Source organism: Pseudomonas sp. Ps21-P2 (genome assembly GCF_039672565.1).
GTDB lineage: Bacteria > Pseudomonadota > Gammaproteobacteria > Pseudomonadales > Pseudomonadaceae > Aquipseudomonas.
The window spans coordinates 1-18745 of sequence record NZ_JBDFPL010000004.1; the positions used below are offsets into that span (position 1 = coordinate 1).

At 61.8% G+C, this 18745-nt stretch carries 10 protein-coding genes and 1 rRNA gene; 6 read left to right on the top strand and 5 right to left on the bottom strand.

Annotation, left to right across the window (positions count from 1 at the left end):
* The first annotated feature begins 2 nt into the window (after positions 1–2).
* The 4 genes from rrf to recD all read left to right on the top strand — a co-directional run bounded on the left by rrf (position 3) and on the right by recD (position 9572).
* Positions 3–118: ribosomal RNA gene (gene rrf, locus ABEH28_RS11030) — 5S ribosomal RNA — on the top strand.
* A gap of 189 nt (positions 119–307) precedes the next feature.
* Entirely contained in the window at positions 308–3793 is a 3486-nt protein-coding gene (gene recC, locus ABEH28_RS11035; RefSeq protein ID WP_346629949.1) for an exodeoxyribonuclease V subunit gamma, read from the top strand.
* Positions 3790–7488 (top strand): exodeoxyribonuclease V subunit beta, encoded by a 3699-nt coding sequence (gene recB, locus ABEH28_RS11040; RefSeq protein ID WP_346629950.1) that lies wholly within the window; start codon positions 3790–3792, stop codon positions 7486–7488. The genes recC and recB overlap by 4 nt, the downstream gene beginning before the upstream one ends.
* Positions 7485–9572 (top strand): exodeoxyribonuclease V subunit alpha, encoded by a 2088-nt coding sequence (gene recD / locus ABEH28_RS11045; protein ID WP_346629951.1) that lies wholly within the window; start codon positions 7485–7487, stop codon positions 9570–9572. Before recB ends, recD begins: the two co-directional genes overlap by 4 nt.
* Positions 9573–9575: 3 nt before the next feature.
* Here the strand turns inward: recD and ABEH28_RS11050 are convergent, their stop codons facing one another.
* The 5 genes from ABEH28_RS11050 to ABEH28_RS11070 all read right to left on the bottom strand — a co-directional run bounded on the left by ABEH28_RS11050 (position 9576) and on the right by ABEH28_RS11070 (position 15501).
* Entirely contained in the window at positions 9576–11126 is a 1551-nt protein-coding gene (locus tag ABEH28_RS11050) for an amino acid ABC transporter permease/ATP-binding protein (protein ID WP_346629952.1), read from the bottom strand.
* Between the two features lie 165 nt (positions 11127–11291).
* Positions 11292–12110, bottom strand: a complete 819-nt coding sequence (locus ABEH28_RS11055; protein ID WP_346629953.1) for an ABC transporter substrate-binding protein — start codon at positions 12108–12110, stop codon at positions 11292–11294.
* Positions 12111–12184: 74 nt separating this feature from the next.
* On the bottom strand, positions 12185–13249 hold the full coding sequence (locus tag ABEH28_RS11060) for a 2-oxoglutarate and iron-dependent oxygenase domain-containing protein (protein WP_346629954.1): 1065 nt from the start codon (positions 13247–13249) through the stop codon (positions 12185–12187).
* A gap of 13 nt (positions 13250–13262) precedes the next feature.
* Complete coding sequence (locus ABEH28_RS11065) at positions 13263–14114, bottom strand: TIM barrel protein (RefSeq protein WP_346629955.1); 852 nt, start codon at positions 14112–14114, stop codon at positions 13263–13265.
* Between the two features lie 439 nt (positions 14115–14553).
* The gene (locus tag ABEH28_RS11070) at positions 14554–15501 is read right to left on the bottom strand and encodes a LysR family transcriptional regulator (RefSeq protein WP_346629956.1); all 948 of its coding nucleotides are present in this window, start codon (positions 15499–15501) and stop codon (positions 14554–14556) included.
* Between the two features lie 186 nt (positions 15502–15687).
* Here ABEH28_RS11070 and ABEH28_RS11075 point away from each other — a divergent pair, with 186 nt between their 5' ends.
* Positions 15688–17016, top strand: coding sequence for an MFS transporter (locus ABEH28_RS11075; RefSeq protein ID WP_346629957.1), 1329 nt, complete (start codon positions 15688–15690; stop codon positions 17014–17016).
* 57 nt (positions 17017–17073) lie between these two features.
* Complete coding sequence (locus tag ABEH28_RS11080; RefSeq protein ID WP_346629958.1) at positions 17074–18600, top strand: CoA-acylating methylmalonate-semialdehyde dehydrogenase; 1527 nt, start codon at positions 17074–17076, stop codon at positions 18598–18600.
* The last annotated feature ends 145 nt before the right edge of the window (positions 18601–18745 follow it).

Below are 18745 nucleotides of genomic sequence, written 5' to 3' on the forward strand. Positions count from 1 at the left end.
TTCTTGACGACCATAGAGCATTGGAACCACCTGATCCCATCCCGAACTCAGCAGTGAAACGATGCATCGCCGATGGTAGTGTGGGGTTTCCCCATGTGAGAGTAGGTCATCGTCAAGATTAAATTCCGAAACCCCATTTGCGAAAGCAGATGGGGTTTTGTTTTTTGCGCGCGGAAAAGCGGGCAGTCATCCTCATACCTAACAGCGGATGAGCGCAGTTGTCAGTCGCCCTGACAAGATCGACCGATAACGAATCCTCACCCTCTGTTAGTCTTCTCCCTCTTTTGAAAGACCAAGGGACGCAGCTATGCCGGTGACATCCAATCTCAACCCCGGATTTATGGTGGTCCATGGGAATCGCCTGGATGAACTGCGTGGCCTTGTGGTGTCCTGGATGCGGCGTTATCCCCTGACTCCGCTTGAGAACGAAGTAGCGCTGGTTCAAAGCAACGGCATTGCGCAGTGGCTGAAGCTTGCTTTGGCAGAAGATGCACAGGACGACGATCAAGGGGGTTGCGGCATTGCCGCTGCGATCGATGTGCAGCTCCCTGGCAGCTTTATGTGGCAGCTGTACCGTGCGGTGTTGGGCAAGGCAGAGATCCCGGAAACCTCATTGCTCGATAAGGCTCCCCTGACTTGGCGTTTGATGCGTCTATTGCCCGGCCTGATCAATCAGCCGCACTTCGAGCCGCTGCAGCGATTCCTGACGGCCGATACAGACCTGCGCAAGCGCTACCAGTTGTCCGAACGACTCGCTGACCTGTTCGATCAATATCAGGTGTATCGCGCCGACTGGCTGGAGGATTGGGCCGCGGGCAAGCACCAACTCAGGACCGGGCGGGGAGAGGCAAAGCCGCTCAAAGCAGAGAACTGCTGGCAGGCCGAACTGTGGCGTGCGCTGCTCCATGATGTCGGGGCAGAGGGGATGGCCCAGAGCCGGGCCGGCGTGCATCAACGTTACATCGAACGCATCAATAGCCTGGTCGAGGCACCGGCCGGTTTGCCGGCGCGGGTGATCGTTTTCGGTATTTCCTCTTTGCCCGCCCAGGCATTAGAGGCGCTTGCCGGGCTAGCCCGTTTCAGTCAGGTCCTGCTCTGCGTTCACAACCCTTGCCGCCATCACTGGGCAGACATCGTGGCTGACAAGGATCTCCTGCGCCACGAATACAAACGCCAATCGCGAAAACCCGGCATGCCAGTGGTGCTGAACCCTGATGCGCTGCACCAGCACGCTCACCCGTTACTGGCCGCTTGGGGCAAGCAGGGTCGTGACTACATCAATCTGCTCGACAGTCATGACGACCCGAACAGCTATCGCTCGATCTTTCGCGACGGGCGCATCGACCTGTTCAGCGAGAGCGAGCCCAAGACACTCCTGAATCAACTCCAGGACGATATCCTCGAGCTGCGCCCCTTGAGCGAGACCCGCGAAGTCTGGCCGCCCGTGGATATCAAGACCGACCGCTCCATTCGCTTTCATGTCGCCCACAGCGCCCAGCGCGAAGTGGAGGTGCTCCACGACCAACTGCTCGCGCGCTTCAGCAGGGATCCGGACCTTCGTCCGCGGGACGTCATCGTCATGGTCCCAGACATTGACAGCTACGCCCCTCACATTCGCGCAGTGTTTGGCCAACTGGATCGCGACGATCGCCGCTTTATTCCCTTCACCCTCGCCGATCAGGGCCAGCGTGGCCGTGATCCGTTGCTGATCGCCGTCGAGCATTTGCTGAAGATTCCGGACAGTCGATTCCCGGTCAGTGAAATCCTCGATCTGCTGGACGTCCCCGCATTACGAGCACGGTTCGGCATTGATGAGCGAGACCTGCCAACCCTCCATCGCTGGATTGAGGGCGCGGGTGTGCGATGGGGGCTCAATGCGAAGCAGCGTGAAGGGCTAGGGCTACCGGAACAGCTTGAGCAGAACAGCTGGCATTTCGGTCTGCGTCGCATGTTGCTGGGGTACGCCGTTGGGGCGGGTGCGGCTTACGACGGCATTCAGCCGTATGACGAAATCGGCGGGCTCGATGCGGCTCTTATTGGCCCGTTGGTGTCCCTGATCGACGCGCTTCAGGTCGCGCACAACGAACTCTCCCAACCCGCGACGCCCGCGATGTGGGGTGCGCGCCTTCAGGCGATCATGCAGCTGTTCTTCATGGCCGACAGTGAGCACGACGACTACCTGCTCAGTCAGCTGGAAACCCTGCGTGAAACCTGGCTGCAGATCTGCGAGACCGTTGGCCTGGAAGAAGAATTGCCGTTGACGGTCGTGCGTGAAGCCTGGCTGGCCGGGCTTGATCAAGGGCGGTTGTCCCAACGCTTTCTGGCCGGATCGGTCAACTTCTGCACGCTGATGCCGATGCGCGCCATTCCATTCAAAATCGTCTGCCTGCTGGGTATGAACGATGGCGATTACCCACGCGCGCAGCCGCCGCTGGATTTCGATCTGATGGGCAGCGATTACCGTCCCGGCGACCGTTCCAGGCGTGAGGATGATCGTTATCTGCTGTTGGAAGCGCTGTTGTCCGCCCGTGATCAGCTGTACATCAGCTGGGTGGGGCGCAGTATTCGCGACAACTCCGAGCGGCCGGCTTCGGTGCTCATCGGGCAGCTGCGCGATCATCTGTCCAGCGGTTGGCGGCTGGCCGATGCCATCGAGCCCGAGGACGATAAAAAGCGTGATCCGGGCCAGCAGTTGCTGCACAGACTCACCGTCGAGCATCCGCTGCAGCCTTTCAGCGCCAAGTACTTTCAGGAGAACCCGGAGTTCTTCAGCTTCGCCCGAGAATGGCAGGTGCTGCACGAAGCCGTCACCGAAGCAGGGGAAACAAAAGCGCTGCAAAAGCACCAGCAGGAAGAGCCGTTGAGCCTGATGCAATTGCAGGATTTCCTGCGCAATCCGGTCAAGCACTTCTTCAGTCAGCGCTTGAAGATATTCTTTGAAGTCGCCGAAGCGCCATTGGCGGACGAGGAGCCGTTCGTACTCGACGCGCTCGAGCGCTATGGCCTCAGCGACAGTCTGTTGCAAGCGGCGCTCACAGATCCCGAGGACATTCAGGAATCGCTCCATGCTCAAGCAACGCGCTTGCAGGGCAGCGGCTTGCTGCCGATGGCCGGGTTTGGCACGTTGCTGCAGGATGAACTGATCGAACCGCTACCCGACCTCGTCGCCCGCTATCACGAATTGCTGATTCGCTGGCCGGTGCGGCTGCACAGCGCGTTGCCGGTCAGTTATCAGCATCAGGGCGTCGAGCTCGATGGCTGGGTCGATGGGCTTTATCAGAATCCTCAGAACGAGTTACTCGCGATCACCGCTATCCCCAATGCCATCGCCAGCAAGAAGACACGCAAGTGGCATCGCCTGACCAAGCCTTGGGTGAACCATCTGGTGGCCTGCGCGTGCGATCTGCCGTTGACCACCGCGCTGGTGGCCAGTGACGAGACGCTCTTGCTGCCGCCGCTGGACAAGGACACTGCCACGCGCACGCTGAATGACCTGTTGCTGGCCTGGCATCAGGGCATGCAGCGACCGCTTCCGATTGCGGTGAAGACGGCGTTTTCCTGGCTAGGCCAGAACGAGGAAATCAAAGCCGAAGCTGCCGCGCGTAAAGCCTATGAAGGCGATGGCCAGAACAGCAAGGGCGAGCGTGCCGAAAGCACTGCGCTGGCGCGCCAGTTCCCGGACTTTGATGCGTTGCTGGGCAGCGAGGAATTCGTGGGCTGGTGCGAGGCGCTGTACAAACCGATTTTTGAAGCGCCTTGGCAGGCACTTTCTCGCGAGGAGGCCGGCGCATGAGTGACGCACAACAACCTCTGGCGCTGCGCTTCCCACTGAAAGGCAGCCAGCTGATTGAAGCCAGCGCCGGCACCGGCAAGACGTTCACCATCTCGGCGCTGTACCTGCGTCTGGTATTGGGTCACGGCAGCGAGATTTCTGGCTTCGGCCGAGAGCTGTTACCGCCGCAGATTCTGGTGGTGACATTCACCGACGCAGCGACCAAGGAACTGCGCGACCGTATTCGCACGCGACTGGCCGAAGCCGCGCGGTTCTTTCGTGAAGAAATCGAAGCGCCTGATGCGTTGATCGCTGGGTTGCGGGACGAGTTCGCCATTGAGCAATGGCCCGGGTGCGCCAGCCGTCTCGACATCGCGGCGCAGTGGATGGACGAAGCGGCGGTCTCGACCATCCACAGCTGGTGTCAGCGCATGCTGCGCGAGCACGCCTTCGACAGCGGCAGCCTGTTCACCCAGAGCCTGGAAACCGATCACACCGATTTGCTGAGCGAAGTGCTGCGCGATTACTGGCGCAAGTTCTGTTACCCCATGAGCGGCGACGCGCTGCTATGGGTGCGCGAGAACTGGGGCGGACCCGCGGCGCTACTGCCAAGGGTTCGCGCATTGTTCGGCAGTGAACGGGCAAGCGTGACTGAAACCCCGACGCAGATCATCGAGCAGTCGATTCAGGAGCGCCGCGAAACCCTCCGCCAGCTCAAGGCGCCGTGGGCCAACTGGGCCGCAGAGCTGCATGCGATCTGCATCGACGGCGTCGCCTGCAAAGTGGTCGATGGCCGCAAGATGCAGGAGCGTTATTTCAGACCCTGGTTCGACAAGCTGATTGCCTGGGCCAATGACGACGAGCAAGAGCAACTCGACCTCGGCACCGGTTTCACCCGGCTGACGCCTGATGGCATTGCCGAAGCGTGGAAGAACAATCCGCCATCGCACCCCGCGTTCGAGGCGATGGTCGAGCTCAAGGTGGCGCTGGACACGCTGCCAACGCCCGATGCAGCGGTGCTCGAACACGCCGCGCAATGGGTCGGCGCCCGCTTCGAAGAAGAGAAGCGGCGCCGCGCGGAAATGGGTTTCGACGACATGCTGCTGCGCCTGGATGCCGCCCTGCGCGGGAGCGGTGGCGAGCGCCTGGCGACCCTGATCCGCGAGCAGTTTCCCGTCGCGCTGATCGATGAGTTTCAAGACACCGACCCGGTGCAGTACCGCATTTTCGACAGTATCTACCGGCTTGAGGCCAACGACGAGAGCACCGGCCTGTTTCTCATCGGCGATCCGAAGCAGGCGATCTACGCGTTCCGTGGTGCTGACATCTATACCTACCTGCGCGCCCGTCAGGCCACCACCGGACGCTTGCACACGCTGGGCACCAACTTCCGTTCCAGCCACGCGATGGTCGATGCGGTGAACCACGTGTTTACGCGCGCGGAGACGAGCGAGGCCGGTCGCGGGGCGTTCCTGTTCCGCACGCCCGAGGACAATCCCGTGCCGTTTCTGGCAGTCGGGTCTCAAGGCCGTAAAGAGACTTTGCAGGTCGACGGTCAGGTGCTTGCGGCGCTCAACGTCTGGCAGCTGGAAACCGATCAGCCAGTGTCGGGCACGGTCTATCGTCAGCAACTGGCGGCGAGCTGCGCCAGTGAGATCGTGCGTTTGCTCAACGCCGGGCAACAAGGGCAAGCGGGCTTTGCCAAAGCTGGAGAGCCATTGAGACAACTGCTGCCCGCCGACATCGCAATTCTGGTGCGTGATGGCAAGGAAGCCCAGGCGGTGCGTGGCGAGTTGTCGGCGCGGGGTGTGCGCAGTGTGTATCTCTCGGACAAGGACTCGGTGTTCGCCGCGCAAGAAGCCCATGACCTGCTCGCCTGGCTCAAGGCCTGCGCCGAGCCTGACGCCGAGCGAACCCTGCGCGCGGCCTTGGCCTGCATCACCCTCGCGTTGCCGCTGGCCGAACTCGAGTTGTTGAATCAGGACGAGCTGGCGTGGGAAAACCGCGTCATGCAGTTCCGCGATTACCGACGCATCTGGCGCACCCAAGGCGTGCTGCCGATGCTGCGGCGGCTGCTGCACGACTTCAAACTGCCGCAGGCGCTGGTTCAGCGAACCGATGGCGAGCGTGTGCTGACCAACCTGCTGCACCTCAGCGAACTCATGCAGCAGGCCGCCGCCGAGCTGGATGGCGAGCAGGCCCTGATTCGTCATTTGAGCGAGCATCTGGCCCTGTCCGGCCAAGCGGGGGAAGAGCAGATCCTGCGCCTCGAGAGCGATGAGCAACTGGTCAAGGTCGTGACCATTCACAAATCCAAAGGCCTGGAATACCCGCTGGTGTTTCTGCCCTTCATCTGCTCGACGAAGCCGGTGGACGGCAGCCGTTTGCCGCTGCACTTCCACGACGCCGCCGGCCACGCGCAGATCAGTCTCAAACCCACGCCGGCGCTGATCGAACAGGCGGATGACGAGCGTCTGGCGGAAGACCTGCGTCTGCTTTATGTGGCCCTGACCCGCGCGCAACACGCGTGCTGGCTGGGCGTTGCCGATCTCAAGCGCGGCAGCAACAGCGCTTCGATATTGCACCGCTCGGCACTGGGCTATTTGCTCGGCGGCGGGCAGAAGCTGGCTGAGTCAGTGGCATTGGGCCAATGGCTGCGATCGCTGGCAGAGGACCACCCGGCCGTGAAAGTTGAACCCGTTCCACTGCCGACCACCGAATCCTTCAGCGCGCCGCGCAACGAGGTCGCATTGAGCAAGCCACGCGTGCCCCGGCGCAGCGCTCGGGAGAACTGGTGGATTGCGTCCTACAGCGCGCTGCGCATTGGCGACACCATCACTGACAGCGGCGATCAGTCGCCGGACAGTCCGCAAGCGCAGAAGCTGTTCGACGATGAGCGTCTCGATCCGGATGCGCCGCGCGAGGTCATGGTCAGCGGCGGCGATATCCACCGATTCCCGCGTGGCCCCAACCCCGGCACCTTCCTGCACGGGCTGTTGGAATGGGCGGGCGAAAAGGGCTTTGCCGAGGCGGCTGCCGATCCGCTTGCGCTGGAGAAAGTCGTCGCCCAACGCTGCAATAGGCGCGACTGGAAAGGCTGGATCAACACGCTGACCGACTGGCTGCAGCATCTGCTGACCCTGCCGCTGCGTCTGGGCTCAGATGTGCAGCCCATGGCCTTGTGTGAGCTGGATCAGCCTAACCAGTACCGCGTCGAAATGGAGTTCTGGTTCGCCTGCTCGAAAGTCGATGTGGCGCAGATGGACGCGCTGGTTCGCCGATACACCCACAACGGTGCGCCGAGGGCGGCGGCAGAAACGGTTTCGCTGAACGGCATGTTCAAGGGCTTCATCGACCTGACGTTCGAGCACGAAGGCCGTTACTTCGTTGCCGATTACAAATCCAACTGGCTGGGCGTCGACGACGATGCCTACACCGAGCAGGCGATGGAAAACTCGATTCTGGACAACCGCTACGACCTGCAATACGTGCTTTACCTGCTGGCCTTGCACCGTCAGCTCAAGGCGCGGCTCGCCGATTACGATTACGACCGGCACATGGGCGGCGCGGTGTACCTGTTCGTGCGTGGCAGTCGTGGGGCGAGTCAGGGTGCGTGGTTCACCCGACCGCGCCGTGAGTTGATCGAAAGTCTCGATCTGCTGTTTCAGGGCCGAGTGCCGATCACGGCCGACGTGCTGTCAGGAGACCTCGTATGAACCGGACCTTCGCTCACTTGATGCCCTCGGCGCTGGACGCCGACAGCCTCGCCGAGCTGAAGCCCCTCAGCCGGGTGGATGACCTGCTGCTGTTGCTGCAGCGCTGGGTCGAACGCGGCTGGTTGCGCGCGCTGGACAAAGCCTTCGTGGCGTTTCTGGCTGAGCTCGATCCTGCCGCCGATTCGCTGGTTCTGTTGGCGGCCACGCTGACCAGCCACCAGTTGGGCCACGGGCACGTCTGTCTGGACCTCTATGAAACCCTGAAAGAGCCGGACTTCGCCCTGTCGCTGCCGCCGGAGGGCGATGTGTTGTCGACGCCGATGCTGCTGCCGTCCTCGCTGCTCAAATCCCTCGACGGCGCGACGTGGTGCAAGGCGCTGGAAGCCAGCGCGCTGGTGGCCCACGCAGGGGACCTCAGCGAAGCAGCGGCACAGAGGCCGTTGGTTTTGTCCGATCGGCGCCTGTACCTGCGTCGTTACTGGACGTATGAACGGCGGATCGATGCGGCGTTGCGTCGTCGACTGGCTCAGGTGGAAACGGGGTTCAGCGATTTGCCCCAGCGGCTGGATGCGCTGTTCGGCCCGGCCAACCAGGCGCCTGACGCCTTAATCGACTGGCAAAAGTTGGCCTGCGCCCTGGCAACCCGAGGCGCGTTCAGCATCATCACCGGCGGCCCCGGCACGGGCAAGACGACCACGGTCGTGCGTTTGCTGGCACTGCTGCAATCGCCAGCGGTTGAGCGCGGCAAGCCGTTGCGTATTCGTCTGGCGGCACCGACCGGCAAGGCCGCGGCACGCCTGACCGAGTCGATCAGTCATCAGGTGCAGTCGCTGCAAGTGCCGGAAGACGTGCGGCAGAAGATCCCCAGCGAAGTCACGACGGTTCACCGCTTGCTGGGCAGTCGTCCGGGCACGCGGCATTTCCGGCATCACGCGGGCAACCCGTTGCCGCTGGACGTGCTGGTGGTCGATGAAGCCTCGATGATCGACCTGGAAATGATGGCCAACCTGCTCGACGCATTGCCGCCCCATGCGCGGATGGTGTTGCTGGGCGACAAGGATCAACTGGCGTCAGTTGAGGCTGGCGCCGTGCTGGGCGATTTGTGCCGCGACGCGGAGGCGGGCATGTACAGCCCGCAGACCCAGGCGTGGCTGGAATCGGTCAGCGGCGAAGATCTTTCCAGAAGCGGTTTGCAGCAGGGCGACGATCAGCATCACGCCCTGGCGCAACAGGTGGTGATGCTGCGCCATTCACGGCGTTTCGTGGCCGGCAGCGGCATCGGTCAGTTGGCGAAGCTGGTCAATCAGCAGCAGGACCAGGAAGCACGCGCATTGCTCGCGGCTCGCCAGTACCCGGACCTGTTTTCCCTGGCGCTCAAGGGTGAGCAGGACCGCGCGCTGTCGCGACTGCTGCTCGACGGTCACGGCGATGGCCCGCAAGGCTATCGCCATTATCTGGGCGTGATGCACGCGCAGCGGCCGCAAGACCTGACGCAGATCGAAGACCCGCGCAGTGTCGAGTGGGCGCGGCAGGTGCTGAATGCGTTCGATGAGTTCCAGCTGCTGTGTGCCGTGCGCAAAGGGCCGTGGGGCGTGGAAGGGCTGAATCGACGGATCACTGAAACGCTGTTCAGCACCGGACTGATCGAGAGCGATCATCAGTGGTACGAGGGGCGCCCGGTGTTGATGACGCGCAACGATTACGGGCTGGGTTTGATGAACGGCGACATCGGCATTGCCCTGCGTTTGCCCGAGGGGCCGGTCGAGGAAAACCGTCAGGCGCTGCGTGTTGCGTTCCCGCGTAACGACGGCAGCGGCGGTGTGCGCTTCGTGCTGCCAAGCCGGCTCAATGACGTGGAAACGGTGTACGCGATGACGGTGCACAAATCCCAGGGCTCGGAGTTCGCGCACACGGCGCTGATTCTGCCGGAGGCGCTGAACCCGGTGCTGACCAAGGAGCTGATCTACACCGGCATCACCCGGGCCAAGCACTGGTTCAGCCTGATCGAGCCGCGTCAGGGCGTGTTTGAAGAAGCGCTGCGGCGCAAGGTAAAGCGCCTGAGCGGGTTGATGCTGGGGCTGTGAGGCTCAAGCTTCTTTGAGCGCAGGCGTTTGTTGCGTCACGGCGTGATCCAGCCCCATGAACCTGCGCACGCGCTCGCCGCACTGATCGGCAAGAATCGTCTGCGGCGCGGCGTCGACCTGCACGATGCCGTTTTCCATGAAAATCACCCGGTCGGAAATCGACAGGGCGAAGTCCATCTCATGGGTGACGATGAGCATCGTCATGCCTTCCTTCGCCAGGTCGGCGATGACCTTGAGCACGTCGCCCACCAACTCCGGGTCCAGCGCAGACGTCGGTTCGTCGAAGAGCATGATCTGCGGGTCCATCGCCAGTGCCCGGGCAATCGCCACGCGCTGTTGCTGACCGCCGGATAACTGATGGGGGTATTTGTGCGCGTGGGCCAGTAGCCCGACCTTGTCGAGCAGGGCGTAGGCGCGTTGCTCGCTGAGGTCCCGGTCCCGGCCGTGGTAACGCGGCGCGAGGGTCACGTTGTCGAGAATGGTGCGGTGGGGGAACAGGTTGAAGTTCTGAAACACCATACCGATGCGCTGCACGCCCCGGCGGATCTGCGGCGCGTTGGGGTTGTCGCCGGCGTGAATATAGCCCTCGCCAAACAGGATGATCTCACCCTTGTCGATGGTCTCCAGGCTGTTGACCGTGCGAATCAGCGACGTCTTGCCCGAGCCCGACGGGCCGATGATGGAGATGACCTGCCCGGCCTCCACCTCCAGATTGATGCCCTTGAGCACCTCATGCTGCCCGTAGCTTTTGTGGACGTTGACCAGTTGCAGCGCTGGCGCCGAACCTGGCCCTATTGTCGGCTGGCGCACTACCGTGGGCTGCGCGACCAGGCTGGTGCGCAGGTTACTCAGGGCAGGGTCGTCGAGGGTTTGCGGCTTGCGATTGCTCAGCTCCAGGTGCTGCTCCAGCCAGTGAAACAGCCAGCCGAACACCGTGACGATCATCACGTAATACACCGCGACGGCTGACAGCGTTTCCATGACCAGAAAGTTTTGCGCGTAGAGGCGTTGGCCCACGGTCAGCAGCTCGGTGAGGGAAATCACTGACACGAGTGAGGTCAGTTTCACCACGGTGATGTATTCATTCACCAGCGTCGGCAGGGAGATACGGAATGCCTGGGGGATGACGATCAGACGCTGCATGCCGATCAGTCCGACGCCCAAAGCGCGACCGGCTTCTTTCTGGCCCTTGGCAACGGAGATCAGGCCGCCCCGGTGGATCTCCGCCATGTACGCCGCTTCCGTGACCACCAGCGCAAGAAGGCCGGAATAGAAGGGGTTGGACAGCACGTCGCGGGTGACCGGAAACATCTGTGGCAGGTTGTAGGTAAACACCACCAACACCAGCAGCGGGACACTGCGGAAGAACCAGATATAAATCGACGCCGGCACGCTGATCCAGCGCGCGGTCGAGAGCTTGGCCGAGGCCAGGAGGAAACCCAGCAGCATGCCGATGAACCAGCCCAGGGCGCTGAGTTCGATCACGGTGATGCAGGATTCCCAGAAGTCAGCGACCGAGAACAGAGAAAAAAAGTAGGACCATTCGAATTGCATACACACACCTCAGCAGGGCGGGGCCCGGCGGGATTCTCTTGTCAAACGCGATCCCTGTGGGAGTGAGCTTGCTCGCGATGACTTCGGTACAGCCAACACACCTTCATCGTCTGTCACGGCCAATCGCGAGCAAGCTCACTCCTACACGGGTGACGCATCAAGCCGTCAGTTCGCGGGCTCTTCCAGGTTGTATTTCTTCAAGAGCGCCGCGTATTCGCCGGATTTTTTGGTCTCGTCGAAGGCCTTGAGCAACGCCTGATACAGCTCGTCATTGCCCTTCTTCACGTAGATGCCGAGCGTTTGCTGATAGATCGAATGCTCGGTGCTGACCACCACGCGGCCCTTGGTGCGTTCGGCGATCATGCCGGCGGCGCCGTCGATTTCTACCTGCGCCTGCACGTTCCCTGACAGCAGCGCCTGGGTCACTTCCGGTGCCGACGGGAATTCGCTGACGGCGACCGGGCCTTTGCCCTTCGGCACGCAGTATTCGGTGGAGAGCTTGTTGAACTGGGTGACCCACGTGGTGCCTTTTTCCAGGCCGATTTTCAGCCCACACAAGTCTTCCGGCACCTTGGGTTTGAGCGGACTGTCCTTGAGCACCATGATCGCCGCGCCGGTTACAGCGTAGGGAATGGTCTGTGCCTGGGTCTGGCGCTCCGGCGTGATGTACATGCCCGAAATAATCGCGTCGTAGTGCCCGGCGTTGAGGCTGAGGATCAGGCTAGAGAACTTGGTGTCGACGAACTCCGCTTTGAGGTCCATGTGCTTGGCGAGCAGGCGCGAGAGGTCAGGGTCGGCACCGACGACGTTCTTCTTCTCGTCGTAGGATTCGAATGGGGGGTAGGTGATCTCCATGCCGACCTTGAACTGCCCCGGCGTCACGGTAGTAGCCGCTTGCACGGCCGTGGCAGCCAACAACGACGCGCCGAGCATGGCGGAGGCAATCACGGTCAAGCGGACAGCAGTTTTTAAAGTGTTGCGCATCGTCGGTGACTCCACGTCAGGAAGGTAGGGCTGGGTGTGCTGGGTATTCGGGTGAGGCAGGGCGCCGTATCGCATCAAGATACGTCCTGTGTCTGATTCTTCAGGTGGCCGAAGCTCGACGGCTTGCGCGCCTTTTCGTACAGCTTGATTTCGCCGTTCTCGACCTTGCGCCGCAGGTATTGGTAGGTCTGCAACGCCTGACCGAACATATGCTCGCCGATGGTGATTTCTTCGTAGTCGGCAGTGCCCTTGTCGAACTGCGGAAGGGGTTTGATCTGGGTGTGGAAGTCGCAGGCGAAGAACAGCGGAAACGAATAGCGCTCCTCGCTGACCGTGCGTACCCGATGAGCCGTAGCAACGAACGTACCAGCGGTCATGACCTCCAGCATGTCGCCGATGTTGACCACAAACGCGCCCTCCACCGGGGGCGCGTCGATCCACTGCCCGAGGTCGTTCATCACTTCCAGCCCGGGCTTGTCGGCCAGCAGCATGGTGAAGCACTCGTAATCGGTGTGCGCACCAATTCCGGGCGCGTCCTGAGCAGCGCCGTCAAACGGGTAATGAATCAGTCGCAGCTTCGACGGCGGACGGGTGACCATCGCCTCGAAGTAGCCTTCCTCCAGGCCCAGCGCCAGCGCAAAGCCGTCGAACAGGCGGCGGCCCAGGGCAAATACCGCCGCGTAATACGCTTCGACCGCAGGGCGAAAGCCGGGCAGGTGCGGCCACTCGTTAGCGCCGATCAGCGGGGTTTTGGCGATCACCAGCGGGTCTTCGTCGCCCACCTCAAAACCGATATCGAAGGCTTCTTTGTGATCCGGCTTGCCCTTGGCATACACCTCTTCGCCTTCGGGCACGAAGCCTTTGTGGCTGCGTGAAGTGCCGATGTAGTGCTGCATTTTGTAATCGAGGGATTGGGCGAACAGGTCCTTGGCCGCCTGACGCAGACCGTCGATCAAAGACGGCGCGATACCGTGATTCCTGACGTACAGAAAGCCCACTTCCCGCGCCGCCTTGCCCAGTTCGTCGGCGACGGCCTGACGCAGTGCGATGTCGGGGCTGAACAACCCCGCGATATCGACCACCGGGATGCTGCTGAAATTGGCGACCTTCGGGGCTGCCGTGTGCGACGGATCTGGCATGACGAAACGCTCCTTATCGGCTTGTTGTGTGGGTGAAGCGCTGGAAATGTTCGCGTTCGGTCTGGCCCATCCCCACGTTCAGCGACCAGAGATCGGCCACCGGCACATTGGTGAAGGGCAGATGATGCAGATAGCCGTCGGCGCCGAATTCAGGCGTCATCGTGCTGACCTGATAACCGCGGGCCTGCTGGGATGTCCACACGGCTTCCCAGTGCTGCTGATGGAAAGCCAGCTCTCGGGCGTACTCGGGGGCAGCGGGATGCGAGACTTGCGGACCCTGGTCGTAGCCGACCCGAGCCTGAATGTGATGAACGCGCTCGACAAACGCGCTGAGGTCGTCTTCCGGGTCGTCGAGCAAACGCTCGCAAGTGACGATCCAGTGGCTGATGTCGCTGGTGAAGCGTAGATCGGGCAGTTGGCGGATCAGCTCAAGGGTGACCCACGGATTGAACAGCGAGCGGGCGCGATGGGTTTCGAAAGTGACGGTCTGCCCGTGCTTGCGCGCCACCTCCAGTGCCCGACCGAAGAAGTCCACCTGCTGCGGCAATTGCCAGCGGTCGTTGCCGGCCAGCACGTTGACGAAGCGCGGCGCCAGTTCGGTTGACCAGGCGAGCTTCTGTTCCAGATCGGTGAGGTGTTCCGCGGTGGTCGCTGATTGTTCCGGGAGGACGTCGTAGGCGGTGAGAACGGTGGCGATGTAAGGCACGTGATTGGCGCGCAGGAAGGCACCGAATTCCGCACGCTCGACAGGCGTCAGTGGCAGGCGTGCTTCCATGCCGTCGAATCCGGCTTCCAGCAGCTCATCCAGCGCCTGGGCCTTGCTGGCGCGATACCCCCAGAGCGTGCGGAAGATTTCCAGTTTCATCGAGCGTCCTCAAAGATTGCAGCAAGCGGCTGACGTGTGACCCGAGACAGGGCTTCGCCACGGCACAGGCCGAGACGGGTACAGCGGCAGTCACATCAGAAAAGGCAATCTTCGGGCCGTGTCTCTACTGGACGGGCTCCTTTATTGCGGCCGATCTTAGATTCGGCCGATGAACGGGAAGAATAGGAAAGCTCAAATGCATAGTTCAGAGATTTCTGAACTATGTTCGGAAGGGGCGAGGTAGACCCAGACTTCAGGCATGCGACGGTCATGTGGGAGTGACCGGGGTGGCGCTCCACCTTGCTCGCGAAGACGGACGGGCATCCATCGCATATTCAGCGCCTGATCTGCCGCATTCGTGAGCAAGCTCACTCCCACAGGATCGCGTTTCATCCGCAGGCAAGTTGGGCGCTACCCCTACCTGCAGCCGACTTTTCGTTCAATCCACAAACGTCATCCGTTCCGTCTTGCCCAGCAGAAACCCCTGATTGCGCTCGGTAGCATCACGGATGTAATCCCACAACAACGTAATCCGCTTGAGCTTCCTCAAATCCTCCCGGCAATACATCCAGAACTGCCGCGTGATATCCACCTCACTTTCCAGCACCGGCAACAGCCGAGCATCCTGTGCCGCCAGAAAGCACGGCAGGATCGCCAGCGCTCGTCCCTGCAACGCGGCGACGTATTGGGCGATGACGCTGGTGCTGCGCAGGGTGGCGTGGGCGCCGGGGAGGAGGTTGCTGAGGTAGAGCAATTCCGAGCTGAAGGCCAGGTCGTCGACATAGCTGATGAACGGATGGTCGGCGAGGTCTTCGGTCTTGCGGATCGGCGCGTGGTTGTCGAGATACTCCTGAGTGGCGTAGAGCCTCAGGCTGTAGTCGCACAGCTTGCAGCACACGTAAGGCCCGTGTTCCGGACGCTCCAGCGCGATGACGATATCGGCCTCGCGCTTGGACAGGCTGATGAAGTGCGGAAGCGGCAGGATGTCCACCGAAATGGCCGGGTACGTGTCGGTGAAGTGACTGAGTTGCGGGGTGGTGAAGAAGCTGCCGAAGCCTTCGGTGCAGCCCATGCGCACGTGCCCCGACAACGCGACGCCGGAGCCGGAAACCTGCTCGCAGGCAATGTGCAGCGTGCTTTCGATGGACTCTGCCGCGCCGAGCAATCGCTGGCCTTCCGCCGTGAGGATGAAGCCGTTGTTGCGGGATTTTTCGAACAGCAACGTGCCCAGTGAAGTCTCCAGCGAGCTGATCCGGCGCGACACCGTTGTGTAGTCCACCGCAAGGCGTTTGGCCGCGGAACTGGCCTTGCGCGTGCGCGCCACTTCGAGAAAAAACTTCAGGTCATCCCAGTTCAGCGCGCTCAGGGACGTGATGTTTTTTTGCATGTTGAACCTGCTTTTATGTGCGTTCTTATTAGAAGTTTGCACATCTATACTCCGAAGCGCGGCCGGATCCAACCTGTCCGTCAACGCCTGTTGCAGCAGCTGAAACCAACGAGGTAACGCCCCGACAAACCGCCCCATCCCACATGCCATAACACCCTGCACAACAATAAATAAGCGGAGGAGTTTATGAAGAACGCTATTACGGCGGACGCTGGCGCACTCGATGCCGGCCCCGTAAAAAACGCTCGATCCTACCGGCTTGCCGGCGCGGCGAGCATGGCTGGCACGACCATCGAGTGGTACGACTTTTTCCTCTACGGCACCGCTGCCGCACTGATCTTCAACAAGATCTTCTTCCCTGCACTGGACCCGATCATTGGTGTGCTGGCGGCGTTTGCCACCTACGCCGTGGGCTTTCTCGGCCGGCCACTGGGCGGCATCGTGTTCGGCCATTTCGGCGACAAGATCGGGCGCAAGTCCATGCTCCTGTTCACCCTGATGCTCATGGGCATTCCGACCATCATCATCGGCCTGATCCCGACCTACGAACAGATCGGCTATTGGGCCGCGGTGTTGCTCGTCGCAATGCGTTTCTTACAGGGCATGGCAGTCGGCGGCGAATGGGGCGGGGCAGTGTTGATGGCCGTTGAACATGCGCCCGAGGGCCGCAAAGGTTTCTACGGCAGCCTGCCGCAAACCGGTGTTGGCGCAGGGCTGGTGCTGGCCTCGCTGGCCATGGGCATGGTCGCCAAATTGCCGGAAGCCGACATGCTCAGTTGGGGCTGGCGGATTCCGTTTCTGGCCAGCGTTGTGCTGCTGGGCGTGGGCTGGCTGATTCGCTTGAAAGTCCCGGAGTCGCCCGATTTCGAGAAGCTGAAAAAAGACAACATCGCCGTCAAGGTGCCGCTGTTCAACGTGTTCCGCGAGCACCCTAGAGAAACCCTGACCATCATCGGCGCGCGCACCGCTGAGAACGCCTGGTTTTACATGTCGGTGACCTTCGCCCTGGCGTACGCCGCCAACCAGTTACTCATCCCCCGTGCCGACGTGCTGAGCGCGATCACCGCTGGCGCTGCGCTTTCTCTTGTGACGATGCCGCTGTGTGGGCACCTGTCCGACAAGGTCGGTCAGAAACGTCTGTATTTCGCCGGGCTTTTGCTGCTCTGCGCCTTCGTCTATCCGTTCTTCGCCATGCTCGGCACCCGCGAACCGCAGATGGTGTGGTGGGCGATGGTGCTGGCGGTGGGCGTGGTGTTCCCGATCCTGTACGCGCCGGAATCCCTGTTATTTGCTCGCCAGTTCCCGGCGGAAATTCGCTACAGCGGCATCTCTGTCTCGGTGCAGTTGGCGGGCGTGTTGGGCGGCGGATTTGCCCCGATGATCGCCACGCAATTACTGGCCATGGGCGGCGGCAGTCCGCACTACGTGATCGTCTACCTGATCGGCATGGCGCTGGTGGCATTGGTCTGCACCGCGCTGATGAAGCGCGATCCGCCTCGCCATCGCGCAGCCTGAATCGACTTTTTTTCAGCGCGCCCACGCCGGCGCGCTGCCTTGAATGGAGCAATGGCAATGAACGTGTCACTGAACAAAAACAACACCAGCGTGGCCCGCGTGAAGCTGCTGGTCGGCGGCGAATGGGTTGAGTCGCAAACCACCGAGTGGCTCGACGTGGTCAACCCCGCCACCCAAGAAGTGCTGGCCCACGTGCCGTTCGCCACGGCCGCTGAGGTCGATGCCGCCGTCGCCGCTGCGCAGAAGGCATTCACCACCTGGCGGCACACGCCGATTGGCGCCCGTATGCGCATCATGCTCAAGCTGCAGGCGTTAATCCGGGAACACTCCAAACGCATCGCCGTGGTGCTCAGCGCCGAACAGGGCAAGACGATTGCGGACGCCGAGGGCGATATCTTCCGCGGCCTGGAAGTGGTCGAGCACGCATGCTCCATCGGCACGCTGCAGATGGGCGAATTCGCTGAAAACGTCGCCGGCGGCGTCGACACCTACACCCTGCGTCAGCCCATCGGCGTCTGCGCAGGCATCACGCCGTTCAACTTCCCGGCGATGATTCCGCTGTGGATGTTCCCCATGGCCATTGCCTGCGGCAACACCTTCGTGCTGAAACCGTCCGAGCAGGACCCGATGTCGACCATGCTGTTGGTGGAGCTGGCCGTCGAAGCGGGTGTGCCGGCAGGCGTGCTCAATGTCGTGCATGGCGGCAAAGAGGTGGTCAACGGGATCTGCACCCACAAGGACATCAAGGCGGTTTCCTTCGTCGGCTCGACGGCAGTGGGCACTCACGTTTACGACCTGGCCGGCAAACACGGCAAGCGCGTGCAGTCGATGATGGGCGCGAAGAACCATGCCGTTGTGCTGCCGGATGCCAATCGCGAGCAGACCCTCAACGCACTGGTCGGCGCCGGTTTTGGTGCGGCGGGTCAGCGCTGCATGGCGACGTCGGCAGTGGTGATGGTTGGCGCGGCGAAGCAGTGGATCCCCGATCTGAAGGCGCTGGCGCAGAAGCTCAAGGTGAACGCGGGCGGCGAGGCGGGCACCGATGTCGGGCCGGTGATTTCCAGGCGCGCGAAACAGCGGATTCTTGATCTGATCGAGAGCGGCGTTCAGGAAGGGGCCACCCTTGAGCTGGACGGGCGGGGCATCACGGTGGCGGGTTTTGAGGAGGGCAACTTCGTCGGGCCGACGCTGTTCACGGGCGTGACCACCGAGATGCAGATCTACACTCAGGAAATCTTCGGGCCGGTGCTCGTGGTGCTGGAAGTCGACACGCTGGATCAGGCCATTGCGCTGGTCAACGCCAACCCGTTCGGCAACGGCGTCGGGCTGTTCACCCAGAGCGGTGCGGCGGCGCGCAAATTCCAGAGTGAAATCGATGTGGGTCAGGTCGGCATCAATATCCCGATTCCCGTGCCGGTGCCGTTCTTCAGCTTCACCGGTTCGCGCGGTTCGAAGCTGGGAGATCTGGGGCCGTACGGCAAGCAGGTGGTGCAGTTCTACACTCAGACCAAGACCGTCACCAGCCGCTGGTTCGATGACGACAGCGTGAATGACGGGGTGAACACGACGATCAATTTGCGTTGAGTGCGACGCGCTTTAAGCGGGCCTTGGCCTGCTCGCGATCATGTTGCGTCATTCAGCGCTGTGCCATCTGAACGATCGCTTCGCGAGCAAGCTCGCTCCCACAAGGGCTTGCGTCGCCTGTGGAACTGGAACTGAACAAGGAGAA